Source organism: Candidatus Polarisedimenticolia bacterium, assembly GCA_035764505.1.
In the GTDB taxonomy this organism is placed as follows: Bacteria; Acidobacteriota; Polarisedimenticolia; order Gp22-AA2; family AA152; genus AA152.
The window spans coordinates 1-17,194 of the sequence record DASTZC010000042.1 but is presented as its reverse complement, the minus strand read 5'-3'; the positions used below and the strand labels follow the sequence as shown (position 1 = coordinate 17,194).

Here is a 17,194-nt window from a genome sequence, read left to right as displayed (position 1 = left end):
CGAAGATCCCCTCTCCCTTTTTAATTCGCCGTGGGCGTCCTTCCGATGTGGGGCACCTTGAGGTTGCCGCCTCCGAGGAGCTGCTCTGCGGTTCCCGTTCCGTTCCAGCTGCTCGAGAACCACAGCCCGCCATTCTTGTCCCACAGCGTGATCCCGATGCTGTCGGAGTCAATCCCCGGCTCGCCGTTGTCGGTCATAACCACTTGAAGACTGGCGTTGCCGTCGATGGAGATCGGACTCAGCGGATTGGTGATGTCACGGATGCTGGCCCGTCCGTTGAAGACCGCGGTGCCGGCTACGCTGTTGACCGCGAGGGAGGTCATCACGGTCCCCTTGATCTGGTAGATGCGGCCTCCGTTCCGGACGATCGTGTTGATGTGACCCTGCAGGTTCGTCATCGACTTGTTGTACTTCACGTCGAACCCGAAGTTGTTTTTCGTGCCCGTCTCGCCGGGAACCTGGCCGCCCGAGCTGGACATCACCAGGTAGCCGCCGCCGGTGATGAAATCGCCGCTCAGCGGCCTGGAAACCGTGATTACGGTGTCCTCGGTGGCGACGTCGCGCGTGTAGTAGTTGTTCACCCGGATGCCGACGGTGAACGAGGCCGAGTTCGCCGTTCCGATGTTGACGGCCCAGGCGTAGGTCGCGGTGCCTGTCTTGGTGTCGGCCCCGTTGACCAGGCCGACCGGCACCGTGGCGATCGCCGTGTTGGTGTCGCGGTTGATGAAGGTCACCGTGGCGTGGCGGATGTCGCCGAAATCGCCGTCTCCCGCCGCGTCAGGCGTCGCGGTGATGTCCTGGACCGTCGCGGCCAGGGTCACCGTGGCGGTTCCGGACGAGGCGGAGCTGGTGGAGACGAACAGGGCCCCGGTGTAGGTCGCCCGGGCGTCCTCTTGCGTGATCGTCAGCGGTGCCGGCGCCGGATTGGTGACGACGAACAACGGGCTCGTGCCGTTGAGGACCGCAGTGACGTTGTGGACTCCCGGAGCCATCTGCCCCGTGGGAGCCGTACCGTAGGGAATCGGCTCTTCCAGCGCGCGGGTCAAGCTGGCCTGCAGTCCGCCTCCGCCGGGAGTCAGCGGCACCGTCCCGAGGTTCTGGGTGCCGACGAAGAAGGTCACGCTGGTGGCGGCCTGGGTGCTGTCGCACACTCCTGGCGTGACGGTGGCGGTGAAGGTCACAGGGTCGCTGTATTGCTGCGTGCCCGGAGTGGGCGTGACCGTGGAGACGGTTGCGATCTGGTTGACCGTCACATTGAAGCCGCAGGTGGTGACGCCGCCGCCCGAGGTCGTGGCGGTGGAGGTCACCGGCGTCGTGCCGATCGGGAAGAGCGATCCGGAAGCGGGCACGGTGCTCAAGGTGCCGCAGGTGCCGCTCACGCCGGTCGTGTAGCTGACCGTGGCTCCGCAGACTCCAGGATCGGCGTTCCGGATGATGTTGCCGGGGCAGGTCAGCGTGCAGGCCTGCACGCAGCAGGCGGGCAGCTGCGTGGTGATGGTCAGCTGCCAGCCGCCGCTGATGTTCCCCACGTCGCCGCTGGCGTCGTCGACGACGTACAGGCTCCAGGTCCCGTTGGGGTTCTTCCCGTTGAACACCGAGGCGAAGGTCGCGGTCCCGGCCGTGGCGGCGTTCTGGTAGGGCGCCGCGGGCGCCGGCACCGGGAAGGTGTCGCCGGTAGTGTAGTTCGTGGGACGGAAGGTCCCGGTCCCGATGGCCGTGGCCGAGGGCAGAAGAGCCACGGCCGTATCGTCCAGCGTGACGGTGTTGTTGACCAGGTCGACTCCCGATCCGGCGTCCGAGAAGATGATGAACTTGTCGCCTTGCGGGCCCACGAGCAGCATGTCGATGTCGCCCGGGAAGGTGTGGTTCATGTTGATCAGCCGCACCGTCACCTTGCTCACCGTCCCGGTGAGACCGGCCACGGTGATGTTGGACGGGTAGGGTGTCGACGGGGCCCCGGTCGACGTTCCCGTCCCCGAGCCTGGGATGGTGATCGACGCGGGATTCGAGAAGGTCGATACCGTGTCGGCGGTCGATCCCAGCGTCAATGGGAACGAGACGTTGCCGAGATCGAGCGCGCCGTCCTGCAGGTGCAGGGTGGCGGTGAGGCTGCCTCCGCAGGTGCCGCTGGGAACGAAGGTGAAGGAGCGCGCCACGGCCGGTCCGCCGGTCAACAATGCGCCGTAGGACTGCGGTCCGCTGGGCGTGTTCACGCCGCCGCCCGGCAACAGCGTGGCCACCACGTTGGTGGCATGGCCGGTGCCGACGTTGCGCAGCGGGAAGCTGACGGTGACCGTCTCGTCGGGATCCGGCGCACTGTTGGCCGCGCTGCAGCTTTCCGAGGTCACCTGGACGGGCGTCGCGGTGACGATGCTCGGCGAACCTCCGCCGCCGCAGCAGGCCGCCACGGCGCGTGAGATGTCGAGCTTGAAGCAGCCCAGCGTCCCGACGTCACCGCTGGCGGCATCCTGAACCCGCAGCTTCCAGGTGCCGGCAAGCGGCTTGCCGTTGAAAACCGACAGGGCCCCGTCCGGCTTGAACGTTCCGGAGAAAGGAGCGGTGCCGCCGGAGATGAGGGACGCCGATGAGTCGTCGAACACCGTGGAGACTCCCGAGCAGTCGTTGGCGCCGGTGCCGTAGTTGTCGCCGGTGCTGCCGCGGCGGTTCGAGAGGATCGCGGAGGTGCCGTCCGGCGCGACCAGGCTGATCAGCAGGTCGCCGTCGAACGTGTGATTGAGGCGGATGGCGGCATTCACGTCGCCCACGAAGCCGGAATCCGAGATGACGAGCGGCACCTCGGTGGTGGTCAGGTCTGGAAGGGCCGCCGGAGTGGCCGTGCTGGTGTAAGTCACCGCCGGCTGCGGCGCGCTGGGCGATCCGACCGGGATGGTGAACGACACGTTCCCCAGATCGACGGCACCGTCCAGGAGATGCAGCGTGGCGGTGATGGTGCCGCCACAAGTCGCGTTGGCGACGAAGGTGAACGGACGCGAGACCGCGGGTCCTCCCGTGATGATCGTGCCGTAGGAAACCGGCCCGCCGGGCGAGGTGACCCCGCCGGTGGCCAGCAGTTGGGCCGTCAGGTTGAAGGTGTTGGCGGTCCCGGTGTTCTTCAGGGCGAAGTTCATGGTCACCGTCTCGCCCGGGTCCACCGCGCCCGTGGCGGGGCTGCAATCCTCGTTGGCGAGCGTGGCAGGTGGCACGGCGGAGATGTTGGGCGAGCCGGCGACGCCGCAGCAGATGAACTGCCGGCGGTCGATCTCCAGGCCCCAGCATCCGAGGGTCCCCGTGTCGATGTTGGCCGTGTCGGAGATGCGCAGCTTCCAGGTGCCGGTGATCGTCTTGCCGTTCAGAGCCGACAGCGGCTGCTCCGGCGTGAAGCTTCCCGCGTAGGGCGGGGCGCCGGCCGCGATGGAGGTCCCGGCGGAATCATCGAAGACGGTGGATGTTCCCGAGCAGTCGTTGTTGCCGGTTCCGAAGTTGTCGCCCGAGGAGCCGCGCAGATTGGAGAGATTGACCACCGTCCCATCCGGCGCGACCAGGGAAATGACCAGGTCCCCGTCGAAGGTGTGGTCCAGACGGACCTTCACGTTGACATCCCCCACCACGCCCGCGTCGGGGATGACGATGGAGGACTCGACGGTCGTCAGGTCGGGAATGAGCACGGCGATTCCGCCGCTGCTGTAGCTGGACGGAACTCCCGGGCCCACCACGCCGACCGGGAAGGTGTAGGTCAGCGTCCCCAGATCGGTGGCGCCATCCTGCAGCTGCAGCGACAGGATGACGGTCTGCCCGCACAGCCGGTTGACGGTGAAGGTGAAAGGCCGCGTGACGGCGGGACCGCCGGCCACGACCACGCCGTAGTTCTGCGGGGCGCTGGGGGCGCTGACGCCGCCCGTCGCCTGCAGCGTGCCCACCAGGCTGGTGGTGTTCCCGGTACCGATGTTCTGGACGGCCAGGTTCATCGTGACCGTTTCGGAAGGATCGGGGGCCGAATTGTTCGGGCTGCACGACTCGGTCGCGAAGGTGGCCGTGCCCGCGCTCATGACGGGAAGGGCCGCCTCGGTGGCGTTGTAGACGACCAGCGCATAGTCCTGATCGAGCGCGCCGCCGAAGTTGGGAACACCGTCGCCGGCGATGTTGGTCGCCGTCACCTTCACGATGAAGGAGCCGGTCACGCCGGCCGGGATGAAGACGCTCTCGACGTTGTTGCGCGTATCGGCCGATCCGCCCGAGGTGGAGAAGGCGCCGCTGAAGACGTTCCCCTTGTAGGTGACGCCGCCGACCGTCACTTCCAGATCGAGGTTGTTCACGAAGGCGTTGCCGGAGGTCGGTCCCGGCGGATCCGTCCAGGCCAGGGTGACGCGATAGGCCTTCGCGGGATTGTTGACGACTCCGGTCACGACGCGCTGCTGGCCGGTGGCGGTGAACATGTCCGCAGGGACCTCATCCTTCATCACCGTGGGGGTCACGAAGGTGTCGAAGAAGGAGTTGAGATAGACCTCCCCCATCCCCTGGCTGTTGGACCACAGCGTGTCGTTGGCGCCCGCGCCGGTCAGGTAGCGGGCGGTGTTCATCAGCACCGCCTTGGTCAGCGCGGGGCTGGGGACCGGCTTGCCGGCGTTGATGAAGCGCTGGCGGACCAGGGCCGTGATCCCGGCGATGGCCGGTGTGGAGTGGCTGGTGCCCGACGAGGTGGTGTAGAACTGCTGCCCCAGCGGGAAGAAGTTGTCGGGATCGCCCGAGGCTCCGCTCCCGGGAAGGGCACAGACGCCGCTGGCGACGAAGCACGCATCGGCCGTGCCGTTGGGGCCGGGGGACGGCACCTGGAACACGCCGCCGGTGACGTGGGTTCCCGGCGCCACCAGATCCGGCTTCCGCCGTCCGTCCGTGGTGGGACCGCGGCTGGAGAAGCCGATGATGTCCTCGGGACTGTCGGCTCCCGTGTCTGGAGTGCTGCAGCCGTCGGTGCCGGCGGCGCTGTTCCCGCCGTTGGCGAGGTTATGGGATCGCACGTTCTCGGAGGCGCCCGCCGTGATGACGTTCTTCGCCGTCCCGGGAGCGCCGACGGTCTGCGAGCCGGGCCCGGCGTTGCCGGCGGCGAAGACGATGACGTATTCCTGGTTGCCGGCAGCCGGGAAGGTGGAGCCGGCCGGCTGGGCGTCGCGGACCACGGCGTCATAGGTCTGGGAGTTGATGTTGTAGGCGCCCGCCGTGTTGGCTCCCCACGAGTTGCTGCTGATCCGGGCCCCATCGTTGTAGGCCTTCGATTCGAGATTAAGGATGTTCGGGAAGGTGAAGGAATTGGGATCGAAGATGACGGAGGAGCCTATCTTGACGAACGGGCAGACTCCGAGCCCGTAGCGGAAGCCGCTCGCGTCGGTGAAGGGAAATCCGGTCAGGGAGCCGGGCACGAAGCCGCCGATGACGTGGGAATTGAGGGTCCCGTGGCCGTCGCAGCCCTGGAGCGTGCTGCCGGAGTTCGGCGTCCCTTCCAGTCGGTTGTAGATGATGCGGCTGGTGCCGGGCAGCAGGCCGCCCACGTACAGACCGAAGTGGTTCGGCGAGGTGGTGGCGTTGTCGATGCCGCTGTCCGAAAGGTTCACGGCAAAGCCGGAGGAGGTGAACTGCCCCTGGGTGAACCCTTGCGCCCCCAGGTAAGCCAGATAGTCTCCGACGTCCGGCTGTCCGGCCGTGATGTTGCCGGCGACGATCATGTCCTGGCGCTCGTCCATCTTGGTGGGCATCTCGTACGGCGCGATCGAGATGACGTCGGGCTGCTTGGCAATCTGCTCGATGCCGGCGTCGGGCGCCAGCTTCACGATGACGTTCAGATAGTCGAGGACCCGGAACTGGCTGACGATCGGCTCCAGCGCCAGCTGCTCGATCAGGGCCAGCGTCTCGGGATTCTGCTCCTTGTCGTCGATCAGCTGGATGCCGTAGAGACCTTCGACCCCGAGGTTTGCCTTGTCGAGCTCGACCGTATCCACGGACGGATCGATCTTGTACTGACTCTGGTAGGCCCCTTCCCATTGCACATAATTCGCACTGTTCGCGAAGCTCTGCAGGCGATGGAGGGCGCCGCGGTTCCCGTAGACGACGTAGGTGTTGCTCGGAATGTAGGTGACCACCTGGACGCCGGTCTTCAGCAGCTCCTGGTGCCACTCGGGCCGAATCGGGCCGGCGAACTGGATCATGTGCAGCTGATTGAAGCGGGGATCGGTCGGCTTTCCCTTGAGAGCCTGGATCTCGGCCTTGGTGGTGTCGAGGGCACCGGTGTTGAGCATCACCAGGTTGTACTCGTCGCGGCGCTCCACCCCCGGCTTCTCGCGCAGGGTCTTGGCGGTCTTGGCATCGACCTCGATGAGGGCATACGAGCCGTAGTCCGCGATGAGGCGATGTCCCTTGCCTTTCAGGTCTTCGATAGTGGCGCGGTCACTCACCTGTACCTTGTGGCGATCGCCGGGGCTCTGATAATCGGCGCCGGGCTGGGGCGGGTGTCCGACCTTCTGCCCCGGGGTCCTGGTCTTGTCCTTTCCCGACGAGGAGATGGACATCTGCCAGGCTGGCAGCAGGAGCAGCAGGGCGACAGCGAGGTAAAGACCGAACCGTAAGGCCCTCTTCATGACATCGTTCTCCGCGATGGGTGGATTGGATGTGCACGGTCGAGAATGAGTGCGAAGACGGGACAGAGATCGAGCGGGAAGGTGGAGAGAAACTTCACCCTACCTCCGGGCAGAGAGTTTTTCAGATGCAATTTTTTCGAGAGAGCTTGGAACTGAATCTATATACGCAGCGTGTGGCCCCGCGTCAATAGAAATCTCGCGCGGGAAAAAACACGGTCGCAGGTTTTATTTCATAACAGCACGGCCTCTCCTTTGACCGATGCTGTTGCGACAAGGAGCCGTTTTTTTCAGGATCGGAGGCGTTCGCTCTTCCAACAGAGCGGCGAAGCTTCATTGATCGACCGTGATCCGAGCGTGGGGAATCAGGAGGTTCCTGGATTGCTCCCGCCGACGGTTTCCTCGACCCATGCCACGAGCCTTTCCATCATCCGAACGAGAACCTGCTCGCTCGTGACTCCGGCGCGGGCGGGAACACGGAAGGAGTGATCCGCTCCTTCGACGAGCTCGGGGGTCGCGCGCGATCCGAGGCGCTGCAGCAAGGGTTGGAGAAGGGACAGGCTGGCGAAATCGTCGCGGGTTCCTTGAAGGAAGAGCATCGGGACCAGGACGTCGAGCAGATGCTTGCCGCGCTCGTCCGAAGAGCGCCCGGGAGGATGCAGCGGAAAGCCCAGGAAGACGAGGCCGCGCACCCCGGCGAGCGGCGATTCCGCCTGGGCCTGGGAGGTCATGCGACCGCCGAACGACTTGCCTCCCGCGAAGAGCGGAAGGCCGGGGGCGAGTCGCCGTGCTGCGGCGGCGGCCGCGCGGACGGTCGCCTGCGCGAGCTTCGGCGGATCGGGCCGCTTCGAGCCTCGCTCCATGTAAGGAAACTGGTAGCGCAGCGTGGCGACGCCGCGCCCGGCAAGGCTCGCGGCAACGGACTCGAGGAACGGATGCGCCATGCCGGCGCCCGCCCCGTGCGCGAGGACCAGGCAGGCCAGCGACTTGTCGGGCATTCGAAGGAGGGCCGAAACGCTCTGGCCGTTGCCGAGATCGATCTGAAGGTTCCGGTCTGCGGTCATGGCTGATGTCACTCGAGGCGACCCTTCGCCGGCCGATATCCTCAAGGAGGAAGCCCGTCGGATGCAACAGACTGTGACCGGGAGCATTTCAGCGGACCGAATCGACCACAACCTCCTCCTGAAGCGGACGGCCCCCTCCAGGCGGACGCTGGACTCCCTGAAACGCTCGTGTCGGGGGAGATTCACTCTTCAGCGGTGATTCCGCGCGTGTTCATCTCGTCAGCGGGCTCTCCGCCGATCATCCCCTGGGCAAGGATGAGCCGGGTCGCTTCTCCCCGCAGGCTCGGAAGGTGCCGGGCGAAGATGCCGGCGCCGGCCAGGCCGCACAGCGCGCCGATGCTGACGGTGAGCGGGGCGCCGATATGTCCGGCGGCGACTCCGGCGAGCAGGGCGCCGATGGGAGCCATTCCCATGAACATCATCGAATAGACGGCCATGACGCGTCCGCGCAGGCGCTCGGGGACCATCGACTGGATGAGGGTGTTGGTGCAGGCCATCTGGAGCATCATGCAAAAGCCCACGGGGACCAGCATCGTCGCCGAGAGCCAGAACCGGCGTGAGATCGCGAAGAGAATCAGACTGACGGCGAACCCGGCGGCCGCCGCTGCCGTCACCTTCCCCAGCCCGCGCAATCCGCGCCGGCTGGCCACGAACAAAGCTCCGAGCAGCGCTCCCATCCCGGTGGCGCCCATCAGGACGCCGAGCCCCCGCGGTCCGCTTCGCAGGACTGTGTCGGCGAACACCGGCATGAGTACGGTATATGGCATCGCGACGAGGCTGACCAGGCCGACCAGGAGCAACAGGGCCCGGATCGGGGCCGTCCGGCGGACGTAGGACATCCCTTCGAGCACATTCTCGAGCGTGGAAGCGGTCCGCTCCGGCGGCGACCATGGACCGAGCCGCATCATCAACAGCCCCGCGATCACCGCGAGGTAGCTCACGCCGTTGGCGAAGAAGCACCACCCTTCGCCGATGCCCGCCACCAGGATGCCCGCCACCGCCGGACCAATCAGCCTAGCCCCGTTGAACATCGAAGAATTCAGCGCGATGGCGTTCATCAGATCCTCCCTGCCCACCATCTCCACGAGAAAGGCTTGCCGGGCGGGGATGTCGAAAGCGTTCACCACGCCCATCAGGGCGCTCAGCGTCATGATGTGCCAGACCCGGACCCGGCCGGTCAAGGTCAGGGCGGCGAGGACGAAGGCAAGGATCATCGCCGCGCTCTGGGTAATCACGATGATGCGGCGGCGGCGGTGACGGTCCGCCAGGGCCCCGCCGATGGGGGCCAGAAAGAAGACGGGAATCTGCCCGCTGAAGCCGACCGTCCCCAGGAGGATGGCCGAGCCGGTGATGCGGTAGACGAGCCAGGACTGGGCGATGCTCTGCATCCAGGTGCCGGTCAGCGAAAGGAGCTGGCCGCAGAAGAAAAGCTGGAAGTTGCGGTGCCGCAGCGCCCGCGCGATTCCGGAAGGGCGTTCGGGCGCTGCAAGGGAGGGAGAAGCGTCGGCCATGCGATCAGAATATAGGAGCATGACCCGTCCGTCAGCCGGCGGATGAGGCATCGGGAGCGGCATGCTATCATCCGTGGCCGCCGGCGGCTCCGCCGGACGAGCACCCACGACGATTTCCAAGTCGACCTGGAGGCCAACCCTGCCGGCCGCGTCGGGCTACTCCTGGAGGCAGATTCCGCGCTGGTCCGCGGCCCTCTTCTTTCTAGGCGTCTTCTGTCTCTTCAGCACCATCGGCTTCATCTCCGACATCACCGAAATGGGGCGCCAGCCCGTGCCGCGCCTGGTCCTTAGCGTTCTGCTCTCCGGCGGGTTCGCCATGCTCTACGCCGGGTTCGGCGTCGTGCTGCGCTCGCGCGCCTGGATGGCGCTCGTGCCGCTGTTCACGCTCCAGTTCTTTCTGCAATACCTCATCAAGAGAAGCTTCCCGGGGCTGGCACAGCAGGCGGAGCTGGGCCCCGCCGACGTGGCCCGGCTGGAGCACCGCCTGTCGATCACCGCGATCTTCATCATCCTGGCGGTCGTCGGCGGATACGTCTCCTTCCTCACCTTCTCGATCACCGAGGGGCGGAGATACTTCCGGGTGCACGCGGAGATGCAGTTGGCGCAGGAGATCCACCGGGTTCTCGTTCCGCCGATTGCGGCGCGGCACTCCGGTTACGAGTTCCACGGCCACTCCGAGCCCAGCGGCGAGGTCGGTGGAGATTTGATCGATGTGGTCGCGGGCGAGAGCGGCTGGGTCGCCTACATCGCGGACGTCTCCGGCCACGGCGTCGCGCCGGGGGTGGTCATGGGGATGGCGAAGAGTGCCGCCCGCATGCACCTCACTTCCGGCGGGGCGCTTTCCGACCTTCTTCCCCGCCTGCATGCCGTCATCCAGCCGCTGATGAAGCCGAACATGTTCGTCACCGTCGCCTGCCTGGGAAGCACTCCGTCGGGACTTCGGTACGCCCTCGCAGGCCATCCGCCGATACTTCATTACCAGGCTGGAAAGCGGGACTTCTCGGAGCTGACCTGCCGCAGTCTGCCGGTGGGACTCCTGCCCGATACCAGCTTCCAGACCGCCGCGGCGGAGGATGCGCCGGGAGACTTGTTTGTCTTCGTGACGGATGGCGTTCTCGAGGCGACCAACGGCGCGGGAGAGGAATTCGGCGTGGCGGGCATCAAGGCGGTGATCGCGCAGAATCCCGAGCTTCCCCTCGATCAGCTCAAGGATGCGCTCGTCGGCGCCGCGCGGCGGCACGGCCCGATCGCGGACGACTTGTCGGTCCTCCTGGTGCGCCGGGATCGATGAGATGAGAAGGGGGCGGGGGACGACGCGGCGCTGGCCGGCCGCGCGCGATCAGTGCGAAGTGAACAGCTGCTCGAACTCCGGCTCGTCGTGCACGCAGGCGAGATCGGGATCGCGCTTGACCCAATCCAGGTTGGCGTAGCCGGCGGTCTTGGCCTTCTTCAGCATTTCCAGAGTCTCGCGCTTCATGTTCATGATGCCGTAGCAACAGGCGGCGTTGTAGAGGACGTTGGGATCGTTGAAGCGCATGGTGACGGCCTTCTCCAGCTCGCGCACGGCGTCGGTCCGGCGCGCCACCAGGGCGTAGTTGATTGCCAGCAGGATGCGGGCGCGGACATCCTCGGGGACGACCTCCAGCTGCTGCTCCAGAACCTTGAGGAAGCGCGACTGCAGGGTCTTGCGCAGCTCCGTGCGCTCCAGCTTCCCGAGGATGTTCAGGAAGGGGACGTAGACGTTGTAGTCGTCCCCGCTGCCGGCGAGCGCCGCGTCCAGCAAGGCCGCACCCTCCTCCAGTCGGTCCGAGGCGAAATAAGTGCGCGCCAGAACGTTGTAGGCCCCCTCGCAGTCCGCCTTGCGGCCGATGGCCAGCTTGGCGTAGCGGATCGCCTCGTCGTATTTCTTCTCGGCGTAGAAAATCCGCGCCCGGGCCGACAGCGCCTCGGCCAGGTTCGGATCGATCGACAGCGCCCGGTCGCAGGCTTCGAGCCCCTTCTCGGTCCAGCGCGCCTGGTGATCGTGAATCTCGTAGATCAGCCCGCAGATGTTGCCCAGACCGGCATGCGCCAGGGCGAAATTGGGGTCGAGGTTGATGGCCTTCTCGAACATCTGCATGGCGAACTCGAGGTTCTCGCGCCGCGTGTAGTTGCGGCCCCGCAGGTAGCAGTCGTAGGCCTCCAGGTTCTCGGTAGGGCGGGAGGCAATGGCGTCGTGCTCCTGCGGCGAGAGGGTGATGCGCAGCGCCTCGGCGATGGAGCGCGCGATCTCGTCCTGCACCTCGAAGACATCCTGCATTTCGCGGTCGTAGCGCTTGGCCCAGAGATTGAGGCCGGTGGCGGTCTCGACCAGGTTGGCGTTGACCCGCAGGCGGTTGCCGGCGACGCGCAAGCTGCCGCCCAGAACGTAGGCGGCATTCAGATCTTGTCCCACCTGGGCCGGCGAGGTCGGCTTGTCCCGGTAGCTGACCACGCTGGGCCGCGGGAAGACCCGGATCTCGCTGATGTTGGCCAGCTCGGTGATGATGTCCTCGGTCATGCCGTCGCGGAAATACTCGTAGTCCTTCGCGCCGCTGAGGTTCTCGAAGTAGAGGACCGCCACGGAGCGCTCCGGCTGACGGGTCGCGACGCGGCCGCTCTCGCTCCCGGCACTGCGCGTCTTCCCCGAGTCGAGGTCGCGCTTGACCCGCATCAGGTCGGTGCGCAGCTCCTGCGCCCCCTGGTAGCGCAGCTGCCTTTCCTTCTCCATCGCCTTCTGGATGATGCGATCGAGATCGCCCGGCAGCGCCGGGTTCAGGCGCTGGGGCGGCGACGGGGCTTGCCGCAGGATGCCGTCGAAGATCACCGCCGAGGTGCTGCCTGGAAAGGGAACCGCGCCGGTGGCCATCTCGTAGAGCACCGAGCCAAAGCTGAAGATGTCGGTGCGCTGGTCCAGCGGCTCGCCACGCGCCTGCTCCGGCGACATGTAGGCCACCGTCCCGACCGTGGTTCCGGCGCTGGTGAGCTGCGCGCCGGCCGCGGCGGTGTCCATGACCGAAAGCTCGCCGACCCGCGGCTTCTCCAGCTTCGCCAGGCCGAAATCCAGCACCTTGGCCTGGCCGCGCACCGTCACGAAGATGTTCGCGGGCTTGATGTCCCGATGCACGATTCCCTTGGCGTGCGCCGTCTCGAGGGCGTCGGCAATCTGGATGGCCAGCTCGAGGAGGGGCGCCGGCTTCATCGGCTTCCCCTCGATCCGCTGCTTCAGCGTCTCGCCTTCCAGCAGCTCCATGATGATGAAGTGCCGCCCCTCGTGCTCGTCGACCGCGTAGATGGTGCAGATGTGCGGATGGTTGAGCGAGGAGGCGGTGCGCGCCTCCCGCTGGAAGCGCTCGAGCGCCTGCGCGTCGGACAGCATGTCTTCGGGGAGGAACTTGAGGGCGACGGGACGGCCGAGCCGCAGGTCCTCGGCTTTGAAGACCTCGCCCATGCCGCCGGCGCCGAGGCTGCCGAGAACGCGATAGTGGGAAACCGTCTTGCCGATCATGCTCGGGCACCCAGGCTATTAAATATGAAGGAGGATTCTAGCCAGCCCCGAGCGGGGTGTCAATTTGGGCCCGGCAGGAAGGCTATTTCCGGGCCGACCGGCCCGCCTTGCCTCCTTCTTCCCGCAGAACTTCCAGCACCGCCTCGGGGTGGGAGGCCGCATCGCTCACCCTGGTCCAGTGGTGCCGGATTTTCCCATCGGGTCCAACCCAGACGGTGGACCGGATGACCCCGACGGTCTTCTTTCCGTAAAGGGTCTTCTCACCGAAGGCGCCGTATTCCTTCATGACCTTCCGATCGAGATCCGAAAGGAGCGTGAAGGGAAGGCTGTACTTCTTCCGGAACGCCACATGCTCTTCGGCGCCGTCGGGGGAGATTCCGAGAACGACGGCGCCACTATCCTGGATCTCCTTCCAGAGGTCCCGAAAGCCGCAGGCCTCCTTCGTGCATCCCGGCGTGTCGTCCTTCGGATAGAAATAGAGAATGACGTCCTTGCCTCGCAGGTCTTTCAGCGCGACCGTCTTGCCGTCCTGATCGGTCAGCGTGAAAGAGGGAGCGGGCTTTCCTTCTTCGATGGCCATGGGAATGGTCTCCTTGTCCGCCGCGGGATGGCGGCGGCGTGCGAGAGGATAGACCGGCGCTCGTCCCCCGGGCAATCCGGGCCTCCGACATCGTGGCTTGGACACCCGCCCGTTTCTGCCCGGAGCGCCGGGCGAGTACAATGGCGACCTCACGCGGAACAGCGGTTTACCACGGCATACGATGATGCCGTTTTCCGGAGGAGCACCGCCATGAGCGAGAAGATGCCCGAAATTTACGAGGCAAAGGCCTACGCGGCCGCGAGCGCCACGTCGCCGATGGCGCCGACCGCCATCCGACGCCGCGAGCCGGGCCCTGAGGACGTGCAGATGGACGTGCTCTTCTGCGGGGTCTGCCACTCGGACCTGCACCAGGTGCGCAGCGAATGGCAGAACACGATGCCAACGGTCTATCCGTGCGTCCCCGGTCACGAGATCGTCGGCCGCGTCACCCGCGTGGGCAAGAGGGTCAGCAAGCTCAAGGAGGGGGACCTGGCGGCGGTGGGCTGCATGGTCGATTCGTGCCGCACCTGCCCCGATTGCCGCGCGGGAGAGGAGCAGTTCTGTATCGCACCGGCGACCTTCACCTACAACGGAGAGGATCGGCATCTGGGCGGCGTCACCTACGGCGGCTACTCCAGCAGCCTCGTCGTCGACGAGGCGTTCGTTCTGCAGGTTCCGAAGGGGCTCGATCCGGCTGGCGCCGCGCCGCTGCTGTGCGCCGGAATCACCACCTACTCGCCATTGCGTACCTGGAAGGTGCAGAAAGGCCATAAAGTCGGGATCGTGGGGCTGGGCGGGCTGGGTCACATGGGGATCAAGATCGCCAGCGCCATGGGGGCCCATGTCGTGCTGTTCACGACCTCTTCCGCCAAGGCGGAGGACGCTCGCCGTCTGGGCGCGGCCGAAGTCATCCTGTCCCGGGATCCGGCGGCGATGCAGAAGCATGTGAAGAGCTTCGATTTCATCCTGGATACCGTCTCGGCGGGACACGATCTGAACCAACTGATCGAGCTGCTGAAGCGGGACGGCACGCTGACGCTGGTCGGAGCCCCGGAGACGCCTCATCCGGTCGGCGCGATGGGCCTCATCTTCGGACGGCGGCGGCTTGCCGGATCGCTCATCGGCGGGATTCGCCAGACGCAGGAGATGCTCTCCTTCTGCGCGGAGCATGGCATCACCTCCGACATCGAGGTGATTCCCATGCAGAAAATCAACGACGCCTACGACCGCCTGGCGCGCGGCGACGTGAAATACCGCTTCGTCATCGACATGGCTTCGTTGAAGTAGACGCGGGCGGTCGCCTCAGGTCGCCTTGGCCTTGAGCAGGACATCGACGCGGCGGTTCTGCTGTCTTCCGGACGTGGTCTCGTTGCTCGCCCTGGGCATCCCTTCGCCATAGCCGATTGCGGCCATGCGGTCTGCCTCCACGCCCCGTCCGACCAGGAAGCTCCTCACGGACCCTGCCCGGCGCTCCGAGAGCGCCTGATTGTGCTCCTCGGTGCCGGTCGAATCGGTGTGTCCCTGGATCACGACCGCCGTCTTCGGATATTGCATGAGGACGCCCGCGACCTCGTGAAGGGTGTCCTGTGAGTCGGCGCTGAGCGTCGCGGAATCGACGGCGAAGAGAATGTCCGAATCGAAGTGCACCAGCAGCGTGTCGTCGCTCACGCGCTCGACGTGAGTTCCCGGGATCCGGGCGAGCTTCTCCTCCTGGGCGTCCATGTAGCCGCCCACTCCCGCCCCGATCCCCGCACCGATGGCCGTTCCCGCCAGGATCTCATCCGCCTCGCGCTTTCCCAGGGCGATGCTCAGCGCGGCGCCGGATAGGGCGCCGATGCCCGCCCCCTTGAGGGTCTTGTCCCGCTTGGTCTCGCGCGGTGGCGCTGAGGCGGTCTGAGAGGTCGTCGCGCAACCTGCCAATGATCCCAGAAGAAGCACGAGGCATGACGCGGCCCCGACGCGGCTCTGTCGCAGGCGGCGCAGCCCATAGGTCTTTTCGTCGCCGGGAGCGCTTGGGTGTCGTCTCATGTTCCGTCTCCTAAGTAACTTGCGTGACCGGTGCCCGGCGGCGAAGAGGCCTCCGCCATGCACCTACCCTGCTACGCTACACCAGCCATCCTCGGAGGAGGATCCAGTAAATACCCTATGGATGTGATTCAGCCGATGCCGTATGGTTGTTTGGTTGTATGTGCTGGACAGGGACGGGGGCTTCAGACGAGAACCCCTTTTTTCTCCGTACCGGCGGAAGTTGACGAAAGAAATTCGCAATGAGGTGAGACGATGACTATCAAGAGACTATTGAGCGCCATCGCACTCGGCGGTCTGGTTTCATTGATGGCCCTGCCCGCGGGCGAGGCGTTCGCCCAGACCAAGGTCAAGCCGGGATTCAATATTTTTTCGGTCGATCAGGACAAGGAGATCGGGAGGCAATCGGCCGCCGAGGTCGAAACCCAGATGCCGATCCTCCGCGACAGCTCGATTCAGTCGTATGTCAGCGCGGTGGGCAAGCGGCTCGCCCGCTATGCGCCCGGAGACTTCACCTACCAGTTCAAGGTGGTGAATACCTCCGACATCAACGCCTTCGCCTTGCCCGGAGGCTACATGTACGTGAACCGGGGCCTCATCGAGGCGGCCAAGAACGAGGGCCAGCTGGCCGGCGTCATGGCGCACGAGATGGCCCACGTCGCCCTCAGGCACGGCACCAACCAGGCTTCGAAGGCCTACATGGGACAGGCGGGGCTGGGGATCCTCGGAGGTCTCATCGGGGGCCGCAAGGAATCCACGCAGCGCGTGGTCGGTGCGGTCGGAGGCTTCGGCATGAACGCCTTGTTCCTGAAGTTCAGCCGGACCGACGAGACGCAGGCCGACATCGTCGGGTCCCAGATGATGGCCAAGGCCGGCTACGATCCCGAGGACATGATCGAGTTCTTCGATCTGCTCAGGAGCCAGCAGTCGGGGAATCCGGGCAAGGTGCAGCAGTTCTTCAGCTCGCACCCGCCTCCTGCGGATCGCGCCGCCCGCATTCGCGAGGAGAGGAAGCACCTCGCCGTCCGCGAGACCGCGCCGGTGGGCGGCTTCTCGCAGGTCCGCGCGGAGCTGCGCGGGATGCCGGCGGCTCCTTCCATGGCGAAGATCGCGCAGGCCAGCAACACGACGAGCCGCCCTCCGAGCAGCGGCGGCACCCTCGGGTCCGGCGCGCCCGACATCGAACAGCCCTCCACGACCTACCGGAGCTATGCGCAAAGCACCGGCTTCTTCCGCATCGACTACCCGGAGAACTGGCGGGTCTATGAGCCCGACAACGGGTATGGCGTGACCCTGGCGCCGGAAGGAGGCTTCGTCGACACGGGCGGCGATCAGCCGAATCTCGTCTACGGCGTCATCGTCAACCACTACGATCCCTTCAATAACGATAACGATGACTCCGGCAACGATCGGTTCATCATCGGGGGCAAGAGCTTCACCGGGGACAAGGGCTCTGGCAACGATGAGAACTACCGCATCAGCCGCACCAGCCTGGCCGAAGCGACCAACGACCTGGTGAACCAGATCCTGCGCACCAATTCGCATTTGAAGTTCGTGCAGGACTCCCAGCGCGTGGACCAGGTCGACGGTGCTTCGGCGCTCTCGCTGGTCCTTTCCGGCCGCTCGCCGGCGACCGGGCTGGAGGAGCGGGTGACGGTCTTCACGCGGGAGCTGCCGGACGACCACGTCATCTACGCACTGTTCATTGCGCCGGGCCAGGACTATACCGCGCTGCGCCGGACGTTCGAGCGGATGATCTCGAGCCTGCAGGTCAACGACTCGGCAGTCCACCGGTAGACGTAGTCGGCGGTCTGACTGCCGCGTTTGCGGACAAGCTTCCCTTCTCACCGGCGACCAGGAGCCTG

9 protein-coding genes are annotated in these 17,194 nt (G+C 65.9%); 3 read left to right on the top strand and 6 right to left on the bottom strand.

All coding sequences use genetic code 11. The features are described 5' to 3' along the window. Positions 1-20: 20 nt before the first annotated feature. The 3 genes from VFW45_02875 to VFW45_02865 all read right to left on the bottom strand — a co-directional run bounded on the left by VFW45_02875 (position 21) and on the right by VFW45_02865 (position 9,261). Entirely contained in the window at positions 21-6,626 is a 6,606-nt protein-coding gene (locus tag VFW45_02875; GenBank protein HEU5179706.1) for a S8 family serine peptidase, read from the bottom strand. 362 nt (positions 6,627-6,988) lie between these two features. Continuing rightward, positions 6,989-7,687: an alpha/beta family hydrolase gene (locus VFW45_02870; GenBank protein ID HEU5179705.1), complete on the bottom strand. Its 699-nt coding sequence runs from the start codon at positions 7,685-7,687 to the stop codon at positions 6,989-6,991. Positions 7,688-7,869: 182 nt separating this feature from the next. Continuing rightward, entirely contained in the window at positions 7,870-9,261 is a 1,392-nt protein-coding gene (locus VFW45_02865; protein HEU5179704.1) for an MFS transporter, read from the bottom strand. Here VFW45_02865 and VFW45_02860 point away from each other — a divergent pair. Further along, positions 9,260-10,489 carry a PP2C family protein-serine/threonine phosphatase gene (locus tag VFW45_02860; protein HEU5179703.1) on the top strand — a complete coding sequence of 410 codons (1,230 nt, stop codon included), beginning with the start codon at positions 9,260-9,262 and terminating at the stop codon, positions 10,487-10,489. The genes VFW45_02865 and VFW45_02860 overlap by 2 nt on opposite strands. A 48-nt stretch (positions 10,490-10,537) precedes the next feature. On the opposite strand, the gene VFW45_02855 is transcribed toward VFW45_02860, so the two are convergent. Both VFW45_02855 and bcp read right to left on the bottom strand, forming a co-directional pair. Further along, positions 10,538-12,724 (bottom strand): protein kinase, encoded by a 2,187-nt coding sequence (locus VFW45_02855; protein ID HEU5179702.1) that lies wholly within the window; start codon positions 12,722-12,724, stop codon positions 10,538-10,540. Between the two features lie 82 nt (positions 12,725-12,806). Then, the gene (gene bcp, locus VFW45_02850; protein HEU5179701.1) at positions 12,807-13,304 is read right to left on the bottom strand and encodes a thioredoxin-dependent thiol peroxidase; all 498 of its coding nucleotides are present in this window, start codon (positions 13,302-13,304) and stop codon (positions 12,807-12,809) included. 231 nt (positions 13,305-13,535) lie between these two features. Between bcp and VFW45_02845 the strand changes: the two genes are divergently transcribed. After that, positions 13,536-14,591, top strand: a complete 1,056-nt coding sequence (locus VFW45_02845; protein ID HEU5179700.1) for an NAD(P)-dependent alcohol dehydrogenase — start codon at positions 13,536-13,538, stop codon at positions 14,589-14,591. A 15-nt stretch (positions 14,592-14,606) separates the two neighbouring features. On the opposite strand, the gene VFW45_02840 is transcribed toward VFW45_02845, so the two are convergent. Then, complete coding sequence (locus tag VFW45_02840; protein HEU5179699.1) at positions 14,607-15,332, bottom strand: OmpA family protein; 726 nt, start codon at positions 15,330-15,332, stop codon at positions 14,607-14,609. A gap of 252 nt (positions 15,333-15,584) precedes the next feature. Between VFW45_02840 and VFW45_02835 the strand changes: the two genes are divergently transcribed. Continuing rightward, positions 15,585-17,126 carry a M48 family metallopeptidase gene (locus VFW45_02835; GenBank protein HEU5179698.1) on the top strand — a complete coding sequence of 514 codons (1,542 nt, stop codon included), beginning with the start codon at positions 15,585-15,587 and terminating at the stop codon, positions 17,124-17,126. Positions 17,127-17,194 lie beyond the last annotated feature (68 nt).

Coding starts and splice junctions, on each gene's coding strand:
- VFW45_02875 (HEU5179706.1), bottom strand. CDS start 6,626: ATGAAGAGGGCCTTACGGTTCGGTCTTTACCTCGCTGTCGCCCTGCTG.
- VFW45_02870 (HEU5179705.1), bottom strand. CDS start 7,687: ATGACCGCAGACCGGAACCTTCAGATCGATCTCGGCAACGGCCAGAGC.
- VFW45_02860 (HEU5179703.1), top strand. CDS start 9,260: ATGCTATCATCCGTGGCCGCCGGCGGCTCCGCCGGACGAGCACCCACG.
- VFW45_02865 (HEU5179704.1), bottom strand. CDS start 9,261: ATGCCGCTCCCGATGCCTCATCCGCCGGCTGACGGACGGGTCATGCTC.
- VFW45_02855 (HEU5179702.1), bottom strand. CDS start 12,724: ATGATCGGCAAGACGGTTTCCCACTATCGCGTTCTCGGCAGCCTCGGC.
- bcp (HEU5179701.1), bottom strand. CDS start 13,304: ATGGCCATCGAAGAAGGAAAGCCCGCTCCCTCTTTCACGCTGACCGAT.
- VFW45_02840 (HEU5179699.1), bottom strand. CDS start 15,332: ATGAGACGACACCCAAGCGCTCCCGGCGACGAAAAGACCTATGGGCTG.
- VFW45_02835 (HEU5179698.1), top strand. CDS start 15,585: ATGACTATCAAGAGACTATTGAGCGCCATCGCACTCGGCGGTCTGGTT.